Genomic DNA, 12,218 nt, shown 5'->3' on the forward strand with positions numbered 1-12,218 from the left:
TCAATGGATGATGGAGGATGCTGAATATGGATCAATGGGAATACAAAACGCTGAAATACAAAACCGGAGGATTCCTTGGAGGCAAGGTAAACGAGGAGGAATTCGAGGATTTATTGAACAGCTACGGGATTGACGGCTGGGAATTGATCTCGTGTTTTGATACGAGCGTGCATCAAGGCCAGTCCAGAGACATCATTGCCGTAATGAAGCGAAGAGCGTATCTGGGGTAAGGAAGGAATAGAGGGGAGACGATCTGATGATCATTCGCGAGACAGAGGATGCTTTTGTCATGACGGCCCAGGATGACCATGGCCGATTCTCGGGGGATGTTGCCCGGGGCTTCCGGCGAGACCTGTTTATGGATGAGTCTGTATTGGAAGAAGTACTGCTGGCTATAACCGAGCATGACCGCGCTTGGCTTCGGATGGATGATACACCGATCTGGAATGACGAGAGCCGGACTCCGTTCACTTTTATCGATTATCCGGTCCTGCCAAAAATGCTAATGTATACGAAGGGTGTTGATGAGATCGAAGCGATGAGTCCTTATGCAGGGTATCTCTGCAGCCTTCATTTTGCGTCATTTATGAAAAATGCGACCGAAGCGCCGCTGGTGGAATTCTACCATGAAGAGTTGGATCGGCAAAAACGGCTGCGTGATCAATTTCCATTTCCCGATGAAGACGTGGTTAACAGGCAGTTTGGCCTGCTGCAACTGTGCGATGATATCTCGCTCTATGTAAACATGAATGCACCCGGTGTTTCCAAGGATCAGGAGCATCCTTGGTTTAAAGAGGGTTTTGATATGTCGATCGATGGGGAACGGGTTATGGCGGCATGGGCCAGCGAGCACGAGATTCGATTGAGTCCGTTTCTGTTCGAACAGCCATGGTCGGCTTCGGTGAAGTGGAAATATGTGTTGAAGGCGAAGATTGATGAACAGGGAGTGGCCAAGGCATTTGATGATGCGGCGTGGACGGAGCAGACGGTTACTTTTGTACCGTAAGTTCATATAAACGATCATACTTCATAAGGGAAAAATATGATATGATCACCACAGTGGTTTGTAGACTGAACAGATTTGATTCTGTAGGAATGTAGAGGATGAATAATGAAGAAAAAGGAATTTTTGATCGTTGCGCTGTTTAATTTTTTGGCCGCGATAGCGTTCTTGGTGGTCGTTTTCATTACAGATCGAAGCTCTTGGCAATGGGGATTTGGAATCGTTTCACTGTTGTTTGCGATTGGTGGAGTAGGGAATTTGGTATTGCATGCCAAGAACAAGTAAAACCTCCTTCGCAGGGCTATCACGATAAGATTCATTTTGTAAGGCAGGAGGAGTATGATTTTGATGGAATGGAAGAACCTTTATCGGGGTGTGCTGATGGGAATCAGTGACCTGATTCCAGGTATAAGCGGCGGCACGATTGCTGTCGTGCTGGGTATCTATGATCGTCTGCTCGCGGCTATCAGCGGATTTTTCAGCAGGGAATGGAAGAAGCAGCTGGGCTTTTTGATTCCGCTTGGCGTTGGAATTGGAGCAGCTCTATTGTTGCTGAGCCGCTTGATTGAATACCTGCTGGCAAGCTATTATGAGCCCACCCAGTTTTTCTTTACGGGATTGATTTTAGGGGTGTTGCCTCTTATTCTGCGTAAAGCGGAGGCGAGAACCCAATTCAAAGCCGTGCATGTGGTCGTGTTGATAGTGGCAGCGGGTTTATTGGCTTCAACGGCCTTTCTCAGAACGGATGCCACATCCGATCCGATATCGACACTGACCTGGTCCAACGGGATCGGACTGTTCTTATCCGGCTGGTTGGCCAGCATGGCGATGCTGCTGCCTGGCATTAGCGGGTCGTTTGTACTTCTCCTTCTGGGCGTGTATTCGACTGCCATCTCAGCACTTTCTTCATTAAATATAGGGATTATAGCTGTCATTGGGGCGGGAGTGGTGATTGGCTTCGTGGTTAGCAGCCGGTTGATTCGGTACCTGCTTGACCGTTTCCCGCGTATGACGTATGCCGTTATTATTGGCTTGATATTAGGATCTATTGTTATCGTGTTTCCGGGAATTCCATCCGGAACGGGTATGATGGCTACCAGTATTGGAACCTTGCTGCTGGGACTTATCGTAGCAGTATTCATGGGTAGAAAAGAATAAGAATGAAGTATAAGACAGGGAGCCGCAGGCTTCCTGTTTTTATATTGGCACGGAGCAACGCTGCACTGGAGGAGCGGAGGGTTGAGATGGAATATAAATCATTTATGCCTTTACTTGTTATCGCATTTATGTGATAATATTCACAATTAAATGAATTTTACTAAAGTGCTCATGGATAGGATCCGTGAGGATTCCGTCCATAAGACATGTTAAACGATAAAGAAATGCTTAGATGTCGATGTTGTCTTTCCAAGTAAAGGAGCGTTATTCATGAGGAATAATGGGAATTGTGTCAGCTGCGGCGGCGAGGTACACCCTGCCTCTAACAGATGCGCTCAATGCGGAATGCTGCAGACGTTTGGTCCAACCAAGCACACATTCATGCTGCAGGTTGCTTCGATGATTGGTGCCGGGCTTCTTATTTTTGCGGTCCCGGTGATCCTGCTGATGATGTGGAGACATTAGGATAGAAACGAATACATTTTATAATCCCCACTAGAAGACTGTGATCGAAGCGTTCATCAAGTGATGAGGGGGAATATTTCATTATACTGATCTTGTACCGAGACCCTCATCCCGAATCATGTTAAAATACCCCTAACCAGATAAGGGATGGGGTTCGTGATGATACATAAAATGAAGGAATTTGCCGCCAGCATCCGGTTTTCGGGAGCTGTGCTCGTAACAGATGAAAATGACAACATCGTATGGGACGGTGCCTTCGGTTATTCAAACCGGGCCGATCGCATCCCGAATCAAGCAGACACCAGGTTTGGCATTGCCTCAGGCTGTAAGCTGTTTACCGCTATTGCGGTTTGTCAGCTTATCGAACAGGGCAAGCTGTCGCTGGACAGCAAGCTAGGCGATTGCCTGGATATTTCACTGCCTCATTTTAGCCCGGAGATTACCGTTTTTCATTTGTTGAGCCACAGCTCGGGTATTCCGGATTATTTTGATGAAGAGATCATGGATGATTTTGAAGATCTGTGGAAAGCGGTTCCCATGTATACACTCCGGAACGGAAGGGATTTCCTTCCTCTGTTCCAGGATGAGCGCATGAAATTTCAGCCCGGCGAAAGATTTCATTACAACAATGCAGGATTTGTGGTGCTTGGCTTGATCGTTGAACAGCATGCCCGAATGCCGTTTCGCGACTATGTCCAGCAGTATGTATTTCAGCCGTGCGACATGCAGGACTCAGGTTATTTCCCGTTGGATCGTCTGCCTGCGAATACGGCTTACGGGTATATTGATGAGGAAGACGGCACGTGGAGAACGAACCAGTATGCCATTCCGATTCAAGGTTATGCCGATGGCGGGGCGTATGTGACGGCACCGGACATGGTGAAGTTATGGAAATCGCTTATGAATAATACGCTGCTCACCGCATCCATGACAGAGAAGCTGCTGGCTTCACAAATGCAAGTTCCGGACAGTGACCTGCATTATGGACTTGGCGTGTGGATTAGCTTGAGAAATGAGGATGTGTTTAAATACCACGTCATGGGCTATGATCCGGGTGTGAATTTTCGGTCTGCCTATTATCCGGCTACCGGTTATACCCTTGTAGTGGCTTCCAATGCCGGTGGTGGCGCTTTTGAAATGATGCAGTTCATCGAGGAAGAATGGTTGAAATGAGCTTGACCTACATGAAACAGCCCCAGGCCTTGAATAGGCCAGGGGCTGTTGTTCTGTGGATCCCAAGATCAAGCCGGTGTTGGTGGGTTGGTTACGTTTCAGCTTTGAAGTACCGATTCGCCGCGGGTCGGAACATAAAAACCAAGGCTGCAACAACGGCTATAATATGAAGGGTACGGCTGGAGGCAAATAGTATGGAAATATTGTCTGCATTAGCGAAAGCGTTCCAAAGGGAACCTCCTGTAATGAGCCATTTAATGGGGTCAATGATTAGGGAGAGAATGCCAAACCCGCCTAAAAACAAAGCCAGTGCGATACGCGCCCAATTTTTACCTCGAAGCATTCTGAACATGATGTAGACAAGGACAGCGAACATCATTGTTCGTGCTGCTACTTGAATGAGAATACCGACAATTCCAGTACCCGTTAGGCTGGATATCGAATCGATGACAGCCAGGGTCATCTCGAATACCCCTGCACCAATGGCAATGATCCATAACAGAAAAGACTGGAACACTTCATGGGGGACAGCATCCTTTTTCAAGATCCATCATTCCTTTCGTGTTAGAATGATCCAATAACGCGTTGTTAGGAGAAACAAGCTTAAACGATGGTGCGTCTGGCCGTGAACCACCAGCCTCCTGCGAGCAGAACGAGGGAGATGATCAGCGTGAGTCCGAGTCCTTGCAGCAGCGAATCGTTGAAGAGAAGGGCCAGCAAGCCATCAGCCAGCGTATGCCGGAGTGAAGGAATGGATGTAAAGATAGGGATTGCCGCAATAAATACCACCCAGACTACCCAGCCCAGTACATGACGCAGACCGGAAAACAGCAGATTCAGTAACGAAATAAGTAGCAGGTACGCTCCGAATTGATAGAAGAACATGCCAACGATTCCGAATTGATTCCACCCAAAGATTTCAAGGATGTTGAAGGTATTTTCATATTGCCGTATAAAGCCGATCTCCACCTGAAGCCAGATGATATTGAGGACAGCAAAGATGGCGGACCAAATGGAGTAAACCAGGAGCATGCCAATATAATATTCTTTTCGAGTAGCTCCTAAATTCATCACCCGCCGGAACAAGCCTGCCGGGAGTACACTGCCTACAAATAACAGGAACACCGTAAGGAGGTTGGCCGCAGACACCTGCGTATTCTCCGAACTGTCTCCAAGAGACAGGCTTATGATCACATTTGCAATCATACTAATCGCAATGGTGCCGAGCATTACCAAGAGATAAGGTCGAAGCTGAAGAAATGAAGCCCTCATGAGTGCGGTGGTCTTATTCAATGGATTGCCCTCCTTCGATTAAATAGGAGAAAAATTTTTGCAGCGGTAAACCGTCAATAGCAATACCAAGCTTGTTGGCTTGTGTACGATCTGCCTCATGAATGGCTCCATATATCGCGGTTAAGGAACCCTTACCGTAAGATTCTTTATAGATCACGTGACGATCCTTCGTAAATTGTTCGATTTGCTCCTGGTTCCCGGTCAACAGATGAGAATTGGCGCGGATATGGTCAACATCGTCATGCAATAACATAGCGCCGGAATCCATGATATAGACTTTCTCAACGACGGTTGCGATCTCATCAATCAGATGGGTCGAGAGCAGGATGGTCCGGGGATGATTGGCATAATCCTCAACCAGGACGCGATAAAATTTCTCTCGCATGAGTACATCCAATCCCAGCACCGGTTCATCAAATACGGTGATCGGGGCCCGGCTCGCCAGACCGATTATGTTTCCGACCAGAGATTCCATTCCCCGTGATAGCTGACGGATTTTTTTGTCCGGGTTTAGCTTGAATGTCTTCAGCAGGCTCTGGGCATAGTCCCAATCCCAGTTCTCGTGAAAGGCCGAAGCCAGGCGCAACACATCCATCACCTTGGCACCGCCGAAGAACAAATTTTTCTCTCTAACGTAGCAGATTCCTTTGGGAGTTTCCCCACTCTTAAGCGTTACCCCCAAAACCTGAATACTGCCATAGTCGGGAAAAGATCCGCCCGTCATCATATTAAGAAGCGTAGTCTTTCCGGCGCCATTGCGGCCCAGCAGACCGTAGATCGTATTCTCTTCCAACTGGAGCTCGAGATTTCGGACCGCTTCCGTACGCCCGTAACTCTTGCTCAGGTTGGAACAGGTAAGTATTGCGTTCATCCCGCTCATCTCCTATCTCTTTGTTTGATCATTTCAATAACATCCTCGGTGGTCAATTCAAGCTTTTCGGCTTCATCAAGCAGCTTCAATACGAGTTCGTTGTAAAACCGATCCTGTCGTTTGGTCAATATGATCTGTTTGGCATCTGCTGCAACAAACATGCCTAGCCCCCTTTTCTTGTACAAAATCCCTTCATTGACAAGCAGGGCAATGCCTTTTACAGCTGTTGCGGGATTGACCTGAAAAGTACTCGCGAACTGCGACATCGAGATAATCTGATCATCCGCTTGGTATGTCCCGTTCAATATGTCATCTTCAATCATATCTGCGATTTGCTGAAAAATCGGCTGTCCTTCGTCAAACCTGGAATTCATGGATATCACCCTGTCGGTATGTTAGTCTTGTAACATACTATAATGCCGGATGGGAGGATGTGTCAATCAAAAAGAAAAAAACAGACCCGAATGGGCCTGTTTGCGCTGTGAAGTATAAAAAGCCCTCGTCTCTTCAAGACGAGGGGAAGGTGTGTGATCAAGCAACAAGGAGGCTATATCCAGCCCTTCTCTTCCGCCATCGAGATGGCCTCGATCCGGTTCTTGGCATTCAGCTTGCTTAAAATCTCGGACATATAGTTGCGGACCGTCCCGTAGGATAAGTGGAGCTTCGACGCAATTTCATTGGAGCTGTTACCGTCTGCAGCCAACCGCAGCACTTCCCGTTCGCGTTCGGTCAGCGGGTTGGCACCCGCACCCGAAAGCGTACCGAATACGAGCTCAGGGGAGACCTCCCGCCGTCCATCCATTACCCGGCGGATGGCTTCCGCCAGCCGTTCACTGGGCTCGTCCTTAAGCAAGTATCCCTGAACCCCCGCCTGTACGGCCCGCTCGAAATAACCGGGTCTGGCAAACGTGGTCAGGATGATGACCCGGCTGGTATAACCGCGCAGCTTCACTTCCTCTGCCACTTCGAGACCGCTGCGCGCAGGCATTTCGATATCCAGCAGGCATACATCGGGTTGATGCAATGCAATCAGGGATAGAGCTTCATCGCCGTCGCCGGCTTGACCAATCACATCAATATCGTCTTCAAAATCAAGCAAGGAAGCCAGAGCGCCGCGCAGCATTCGCTGATCCTCGGCGATCAGCACTTTGATGCTCATGGGATGTGTCCTCCTTCCGGTTCTTGATGATGATCGGAACACGAATGTCCAATATCGTGCCTTGTTGGTCGGAGCTGGCCTCAACGGTGCCTCCGATGAGGGACAGTCGCTCCACCATGCCTTTCAGGCCATTACTGTTGGAGGAGGATGCATCCTCTTCCTTGCATTGAAGACCCACTCCATTGTCGGCCACCTCAAGACGCCACTCATTATCAAGCGACTCAATGGCAATCCGGCACTGGCTTGCCTGGCTGTGCTTCACCACATTGGTTACGGCCTCCCGCAAGCAGAGACTCAGAATATTGTGGGCTAGGTCGGATATTCCGTCCAGCTTTGGATCGCCGCTGCAGATAAACCGGATATCGGCACTCTCCAGAATGATCTGGGCCTCTACCAATTCCTCGGGCAAGGTGGCGGTCCGCATATCGGATACCAGCTCACGCACTTGGCGCAGCGCCGCGCGCGAGGTGTTCTGAATCTCTCGGGCCTCCAATTGGGCTTTCTCGGGATCCTTCATTGCCAGCTTCTCGACAAGCTGGCTCTTCAACGTGATGAGGGAGAGGGTATGCCCCAAGGTATCATGAAGATCTCTGGCGATACGCATCCGCTCTTCGCCTTTAATCAGATTCCGAATCTGCTCGTTAGCCTGCGCGAGCTCCTTCTCCAACTCCTGCCGCCGGTTCAGTGAGCGGATACCGAAGGGTGAGAATAGCATGATGAGAAAGAAAGGAATCATGAACACCAGATCCTTCCAGCCCAGCATGCTCGCATTTTTGATTAAAGGAACGGTCTCGATGATGCCGAACAATACGAGGGAGATCGTGAAATTACGCCGGTCGGTATACCAGCCGATGAAATTGGCCGTAAAGAAGCCCATGTACATGTAGGTTGGGTGGTACCACATACAGAGAATGAAAATGATGGACATCTGAACGCCCAGCCACGCAAAGAAACGAGGCGTGCCGGCGGCGAAGTAAAGCTGGCGGTACGTGACGAGAAACAAGGCAATAAGCGTAAAGCCGATCCCCATCTTCCATCCTTGTTCGCTCATCATGTTGATCACGGGCAGGGATATATAAATGAGCCATAAATAGGGGAAAAACCCCAATTGCGTTGGAAACACCTCAAACCCTGCAGATTTCGCGTCTTTCAATTTTTTCATAAAGCCATCATCCTAACCCCTTAATCGGCTTGTTGTTTTTTCCGAATATAGGTGGATAGTAACATAAATACTACCAAATATCCTGCCAAAACCATGAAATTATCCAAGCCCGGCGCTTCTCCGCGCACGATCGACCAGGCACCTCCGCCGAAATGGTAGGAGGGCATCCACTTGCCGATAGCTTGCATGATAGAAGGCATCGCCTCGATCGGGAACCACATCCCACCCGTCACGGCCAGCCCTAAGTAGATGCCGTTGCTGACACCGCTTGCCGTATCGACCCGTTTCATGGAGCCGATCAGGGTACCGATGGCAAGAAACGGGACGGATGCGATCAGAATCCACAGACCGCTGAGCAGCCATTGTCCGAAGGTGAGGGAGACGCCGTTAATCAGATAGCCGGCTACGAAAATCACAATGATGCAGAGCAGATGCATGACCGTCTGCACAAACATTTTGCCAAAGAAATACACGCTGCCGGGAAGCGGCGTTACCCGCATGTATACGGCCCAGCCCTGGACTCGTTCCTGAACGAGGCGTATGCCGAGCGACATGATGGCGGTGCCCATGACACTGAAGGATGCCATCGACATGAGATAATGGGCCTGCCATTGTCCGGTATCGTCGGCTCCCGTATTCACGACCCGTGTAAAGATGAAATAGAACAGAATCGGCATAGCAAGCGACCAGAAAATATAATATGGATTGCGTACCATCCGGAGCAGTTCCATCCTGCACTGTGTGGCCATCAGTTTCCAGGTTGTCATGATTATACGGCCTCCCCTTGATTCATCGTTAATTGGTCGAATGCCTCATCCAGGCTTCCTTGATCGATGCGGATGTCACGTACGGCCAGCCCGGCCCGGAACAGAGCCGCTAGTGCCGTGTCCGTATTATCCGTTACGGCGTTTAGCCGACCGTTCAGTTCATATACATCCGTTACGCCGGGCACCTCATGAAGCAGCTCCTTGACCTGCTGGTGATTCGCATCGACGATAAAGGAGAGCGACCTTCGGGTCAGCTTAGCCTTGATCGCTTCCGGTGTGCCGTCTGCAGCAACCTGACCTTGGTGGAATAGCACAATGCGGTCGGCCATATCGTCTGCCTCTTGCAGGTAATGGGTGGTGAACAGAATTGTTTTGCCCTGATCGGCAAGCTTGCGTACCGTCTGCCAGAATAACCGGCGTGCCGATGTATCCAGGCCGACCGTGGGTTCATCGAAGAATAACAGCTCGGGGTTCCCCGCAATCGCCAGTGCAAAGCTGAGCTTGCGTTTTTGGCCGCCGGACATTTTGACAGCCCATTTGTTAAGCTCTTCCGTTGTGAGCCCGCTAAGCAGGGCGATATCGTCAAGCGACAGAGGATTCGGATAATAGCCGCGAATGAGGTTGATGATCTCGCGTGTGCGGAGCCCGTCCATGACGCTGACTTCCTGGAGCATGGCGCCGATCTTCTCGCGGACCTTCAAGTCCTTCGGGCTTTGACCGAACAGGAGGACCTCGCCTTCGCTGGCGTCCTTCAGACCGAGCATCATGGAGATGGCGGTTGATTTACCTGCTCCGTTTGGCCCGAGAATGGCCGTGATAGATCCTTTTTCTATCGTAAACGACACTTGGTTGACGGCTTTTTTGCTTCCGAACATTTTGGTTACCTGCCGCAGTTCCGCAATAGGTTCATGGATTGGTTTTGACATGGTATCGCTCCTTCTGTCATCGAAATGATCTGAATTCATCATACGAAAGCGAAGGGATACCCGTTAGTAAAGGATGTCATCACTTCGGAGTGACATTTGTCATGTGTGATCTGATGAAGGCTAGAGGGGGGGGGATTATGAACAAATAAGGGCGGTTTCGAGGCGGATTGTATGCGCTTACATAAGCGCGATTAAAGGTCTGCTTACGATTTTCCGTAACGTTGTCTTCTCTTGACCGCAGGAGTGCCTTCAATTATAGTGGGTACAGTAGGAGCAATCTATAATATAGAAGGAAAAAGGTGGCTTGAAACATGTCTGAGAACATCTACGTCGGTGTCGATCTGGGCGGAACAGCAATTAAAGTTGGAATTTGCAACGAAGAAGGGCATCTTCTGCATAAGTATGAGGGGCCGACGGAAACAGCCAAAGGCGTTGACACGGTTATTGACAACATTGAGAAATATGTGCGTCACATTGTAGAAGAATCGCCATACAGCTGGGATCAACTTGCTGGTGTGGGAGCTGGATTCGCCGGCTTTACGAATATTCGTGAAGGCATCATTATTCTGGCACCGAATGTAGGATTTAAAGATGTACCGATTCGCGCACTGCTTGAAGAGCGTCTCGGCAAGCCCGTCAAAATAGACAACGACGCCAATGTGGCTGCATTGGGTGAAGCCTGGAGCGGCTCAGGCCGCGGCGTTGAGAACTGCGTATGCTACACGCTGGGTACCGGCGTCGGCGGAGGCATTATTATTAATGGCAAGATTTATCAGGGTTTCGGGGGCATGGCTGGCGAGCTTGGACATATCTCGGTTGTGCCGGACTTGGAAGCGATTCAATGCGGATGCGGTGAAATGGGCTGCCTGGAGACGGTTTCGTCGGCAACCGGCATTATCCGCATGGCGAAGGATGCCGTAGAGCGTGGCGACCGTACTTCCCTTGCCCATGTAGAGAGCATTGCGGCGAAGGAAGTGTTTGATGCTGCAAAAGCCGGCGATGAAGTTGCCATTCGGATCGTGAATCGCGCAGCGTATTACCTGGGCAAATCCATGGCAGCCGTTGCGGCTGTGTTGAATCCGGAAGCCTTTATTATTGGCGGCGGCGTATCCAAAGCCGGCGACATTCTGTTTAACGAAGTCCGTGCTGTATTTGCGAAGCTGACACCAGAGCCGCTTCAACGAGGTGTACGCATCGTTCCGGCTGAGCTTGGCAACGATGCCGGCGTTGTAGGCGCTGCTGGCCTGCATTTGCGTTCATAGTCATTATTCACCATACATCGTCTGATCTAAACTTATAAGGGAGGGAAAGCTGATGCTGGAAGCAGCCAACCGCGGCAGCAACACATCATCCATGGCCACCCTGATCATCATCACCGGGATGTCGGGAGCAGGTAAGACCTTGGCCGTACAAAGTCTGGAGGATCTTGGATTTTTTTGCGTCGATAATCTGCCTCCGGTGCTCATTCCCAAATTCGCGGAGCTGATCGATCAATCCAAGGGTAAGATCGGCAAGGTTGCATTGGTCATCGACCTGCGTGGCCGCGAATTTTTCACGGCTCTTTCAGAGTCTCTGAGTTACATCAAGGACCACTTCACCATCCACTGCGAGATTCTGTTCCTGGATGCAACGGATTCCGTGCTTGTTCAACGTTACAAGGAAAGCCGCCGTCGCCATCCGCTCGCTCCGGAAGGCATGCCGCTTGACGGAATAAGGTTGGAGCGCAAAATGTTGGATGAGCTGAAGAATTCGGCCACTCAGGTGATCGACACCAGCAATATGAAGCCTGTACGACTGAAGGAGAAGATTATCTCACGCTTCACACATCTGGAGAGCAGCACGTTATCGGTAAATATCACATCCTTTGGGTTTAAATACGGTATTCCGATTGACGCTGATCTGGTGTTTGATGTGCGCTTTCTGCCCAACCCGCACTATGTTGAGCAGCTGCGCCCCAATACCGGCCAGAACAGTGATGTATATGAATACGTGATGAAATGGCCGGAGACGCAGGCTTTTCTGACCAAACTGCTCGATATGCTGCATTTCTTGATCCCGCAGTATCGGAAGGAAGGCAAAAGCCAGGTTATTATCGGCATTGGCTGTACCGGCGGGAAGCACCGCTCCGTTGCGATAGCGGAATACCTTGGCAAAATGCTGGGCGTTAGCGAAACGGAGACGGTTTCGGTGAGTCACCGTGATTCTGATCGGGATCGGCATTAATTAAGGGAAGTGATAAAT

16 protein-coding genes are annotated in these 12,218 nt (G+C 49.9%); 8 read left to right on the plus strand and 8 right to left on the minus strand.

The annotated features are described in order from the left end of the window. The first annotated feature begins 26 nt into the window (after nucleotides 1-26). The 6 genes from PAEVO_RS21340 to PAEVO_RS21360 all read left to right on the plus strand — a co-directional run bounded on the left by PAEVO_RS21340 (nucleotide 27) and on the right by PAEVO_RS21360 (nucleotide 3,799). The gene (locus PAEVO_RS21340; RefSeq protein ID WP_006207549.1) at nucleotides 27-230 is read left to right on the plus strand and encodes a DUF4177 domain-containing protein; all 204 of its coding nucleotides are present in this window, start codon (nucleotides 27-29) and stop codon (nucleotides 228-230) included. Nucleotides 231-256: 26 nt separating this feature from the next. Beyond that, the gene (locus PAEVO_RS21345; protein ID WP_100539566.1) at nucleotides 257-1,006 is read left to right on the plus strand and encodes a DUF3891 family protein; all 750 of its coding nucleotides are present in this window, start codon (nucleotides 257-259) and stop codon (nucleotides 1,004-1,006) included. A gap of 105 nt (nucleotides 1,007-1,111) precedes the next feature. After that, the gene (locus PAEVO_RS33920; protein ID WP_165789728.1) at nucleotides 1,112-1,288 is read left to right on the plus strand and encodes an NRT1/PTR family MFS transporter; all 177 of its coding nucleotides are present in this window, start codon (nucleotides 1,112-1,114) and stop codon (nucleotides 1,286-1,288) included. Between the two features lie 63 nt (nucleotides 1,289-1,351). Next, a complete protein-coding gene (locus PAEVO_RS21350) occupies nucleotides 1,352-2,161 on the plus strand; it encodes a DUF368 domain-containing protein (protein WP_100539567.1) in 810 nt (269 codons plus the stop codon). Between the two features lie 270 nt (nucleotides 2,162-2,431). Continuing rightward, a complete protein-coding gene (locus tag PAEVO_RS21355) occupies nucleotides 2,432-2,626 on the plus strand; it encodes a hypothetical protein (RefSeq protein WP_100539568.1) in 195 nt (64 codons plus the stop codon). A 159-nt stretch (nucleotides 2,627-2,785) separates the two neighbouring features. Further along, nucleotides 2,786-3,799, plus strand: a complete 1,014-nt coding sequence (locus PAEVO_RS21360) for a serine hydrolase domain-containing protein (protein ID WP_100539569.1) — start codon at nucleotides 2,786-2,788, stop codon at nucleotides 3,797-3,799. 91 nt (nucleotides 3,800-3,890) lie between these two features. On the opposite strand, the gene PAEVO_RS21365 is transcribed toward PAEVO_RS21360, so the two are convergent. The 8 genes from PAEVO_RS21365 to PAEVO_RS21400 all read right to left on the minus strand — a co-directional run bounded on the left by PAEVO_RS21365 (nucleotide 3,891) and on the right by PAEVO_RS21400 (nucleotide 9,977). After that, nucleotides 3,891-4,343, minus strand: coding sequence for a hypothetical protein (locus tag PAEVO_RS21365; protein ID WP_100539570.1), 453 nt, complete (start codon nucleotides 4,341-4,343; stop codon nucleotides 3,891-3,893). 59 nt (nucleotides 4,344-4,402) lie between these two features. Further along, nucleotides 4,403-5,092 (minus strand): hypothetical protein, encoded by a 690-nt coding sequence (locus tag PAEVO_RS21370; protein ID WP_100539571.1) that lies wholly within the window; start codon nucleotides 5,090-5,092, stop codon nucleotides 4,403-4,405. Next, the gene (locus tag PAEVO_RS21375; protein WP_100539572.1) at nucleotides 5,085-5,963 is read right to left on the minus strand and encodes an ATP-binding cassette domain-containing protein; all 879 of its coding nucleotides are present in this window, start codon (nucleotides 5,961-5,963) and stop codon (nucleotides 5,085-5,087) included. Before PAEVO_RS21375 ends, PAEVO_RS21370 begins: the two co-directional genes overlap by 8 nt. 5 nt (nucleotides 5,964-5,968) lie before the next feature. Next, nucleotides 5,969-6,337 (minus strand): GntR family transcriptional regulator, encoded by a 369-nt coding sequence (locus PAEVO_RS21380; protein ID WP_207797519.1) that lies wholly within the window; start codon nucleotides 6,335-6,337, stop codon nucleotides 5,969-5,971. Nucleotides 6,338-6,510: 173 nt separating this feature from the next. Then, entirely contained in the window at nucleotides 6,511-7,122 is a 612-nt protein-coding gene (locus PAEVO_RS21385; RefSeq protein ID WP_100539574.1) for a response regulator transcription factor, read from the minus strand. Next, nucleotides 7,055-8,284, minus strand: a complete 1,230-nt coding sequence (locus PAEVO_RS21390; RefSeq protein ID WP_100539575.1) for a sensor histidine kinase — start codon at nucleotides 8,282-8,284, stop codon at nucleotides 7,055-7,057. The genes PAEVO_RS21385 and PAEVO_RS21390 overlap by 68 nt, the downstream gene beginning before the upstream one ends. Before the next feature lie 20 nt (nucleotides 8,285-8,304). After that, nucleotides 8,305-9,051 carry an ABC transporter permease gene (locus PAEVO_RS21395; protein ID WP_100539576.1) on the minus strand — a complete coding sequence of 249 codons (747 nt, stop codon included), beginning with the start codon at nucleotides 9,049-9,051 and terminating at the stop codon, nucleotides 8,305-8,307. A gap of 2 nt (nucleotides 9,052-9,053) precedes the next feature. Further along, nucleotides 9,054-9,977 carry an ABC transporter ATP-binding protein gene (locus PAEVO_RS21400; protein WP_100539577.1) on the minus strand — a complete coding sequence of 308 codons (924 nt, stop codon included), beginning with the start codon at nucleotides 9,975-9,977 and terminating at the stop codon, nucleotides 9,054-9,056. Between the two features lie 311 nt (nucleotides 9,978-10,288). On the opposite strand from PAEVO_RS21400, the gene PAEVO_RS21405 reads away from it, so the two are divergent. Both PAEVO_RS21405 and rapZ read left to right on the plus strand, forming a co-directional pair. Then, the gene (locus PAEVO_RS21405) at nucleotides 10,289-11,239 is read left to right on the plus strand and encodes an ROK family glucokinase (protein WP_098741335.1); all 951 of its coding nucleotides are present in this window, start codon (nucleotides 10,289-10,291) and stop codon (nucleotides 11,237-11,239) included. A gap of 52 nt (nucleotides 11,240-11,291) precedes the next feature. Further along, entirely contained in the window at nucleotides 11,292-12,200 is a 909-nt protein-coding gene (rapZ, locus tag PAEVO_RS21410) for an RNase adapter RapZ (protein ID WP_071219481.1), read from the plus strand. The last annotated feature ends 18 nt before the right edge of the window (nucleotides 12,201-12,218 follow it).

Source organism: Paenibacillus sp. GM2FR (assembly GCF_002803325.1).
Classification (GTDB): domain Bacteria; phylum Bacillota; class Bacilli; order Paenibacillales; family Paenibacillaceae; genus Paenibacillus_AQ; species Paenibacillus_AQ lautus.

What these genes read in the sequence shown, in the direction of transcription:
- PAEVO_RS21340 (WP_006207549.1), top strand. Translation starts at nt 27, where the DNA reads ATGGATCAATGGGAATACAAAACGCTGAAATACAAAACCGGAGGATTC.
- PAEVO_RS33920 (WP_165789728.1), top strand. Translation starts at nt 1,112, where the DNA reads ATGAAGAAAAAGGAATTTTTGATCGTTGCGCTGTTTAATTTTTTGGCC.
- PAEVO_RS21385 (WP_100539574.1), bottom strand. Translation starts at nt 7,122, where the DNA reads ATGAGCATCAAAGTGCTGATCGCCGAGGATCAGCGAATGCTGCGCGGC.
- PAEVO_RS21380 (WP_207797519.1), bottom strand. Translation starts at nt 6,337, where the DNA reads ATGAATTCCAGGTTTGACGAAGGACAGCCGATTTTTCAGCAAATCGCA.
- PAEVO_RS21355 (WP_100539568.1), top strand. Translation starts at nt 2,432, where the DNA reads ATGAGGAATAATGGGAATTGTGTCAGCTGCGGCGGCGAGGTACACCCT.
- PAEVO_RS21345 (WP_100539566.1), top strand. Translation starts at nt 257, where the DNA reads ATGATCATTCGCGAGACAGAGGATGCTTTTGTCATGACGGCCCAGGAT.
- PAEVO_RS21390 (WP_100539575.1), bottom strand. Translation starts at nt 8,284, where the DNA reads ATGAAAAAATTGAAAGACGCGAAATCTGCAGGGTTTGAGGTGTTTCCA.
- PAEVO_RS21405 (WP_098741335.1), top strand. Translation starts at nt 10,289, where the DNA reads ATGTCTGAGAACATCTACGTCGGTGTCGATCTGGGCGGAACAGCAATT.
- PAEVO_RS21350 (WP_100539567.1), top strand. Translation starts at nt 1,352, where the DNA reads ATGGAATGGAAGAACCTTTATCGGGGTGTGCTGATGGGAATCAGTGAC.
- PAEVO_RS21375 (WP_100539572.1), bottom strand. Translation starts at nt 5,963, where the DNA reads ATGAACGCAATACTTACCTGTTCCAACCTGAGCAAGAGTTACGGGCGT.
- PAEVO_RS21395 (WP_100539576.1), bottom strand. Translation starts at nt 9,051, where the DNA reads ATGACAACCTGGAAACTGATGGCCACACAGTGCAGGATGGAACTGCTC.
- PAEVO_RS21400 (WP_100539577.1), bottom strand. Translation starts at nt 9,977, where the DNA reads ATGTCAAAACCAATCCATGAACCTATTGCGGAACTGCGGCAGGTAACC.
- PAEVO_RS21360 (WP_100539569.1), top strand. Translation starts at nt 2,786, where the DNA reads ATGATACATAAAATGAAGGAATTTGCCGCCAGCATCCGGTTTTCGGGA.
- rapZ (WP_071219481.1), top strand. Translation starts at nt 11,292, where the DNA reads ATGCTGGAAGCAGCCAACCGCGGCAGCAACACATCATCCATGGCCACC.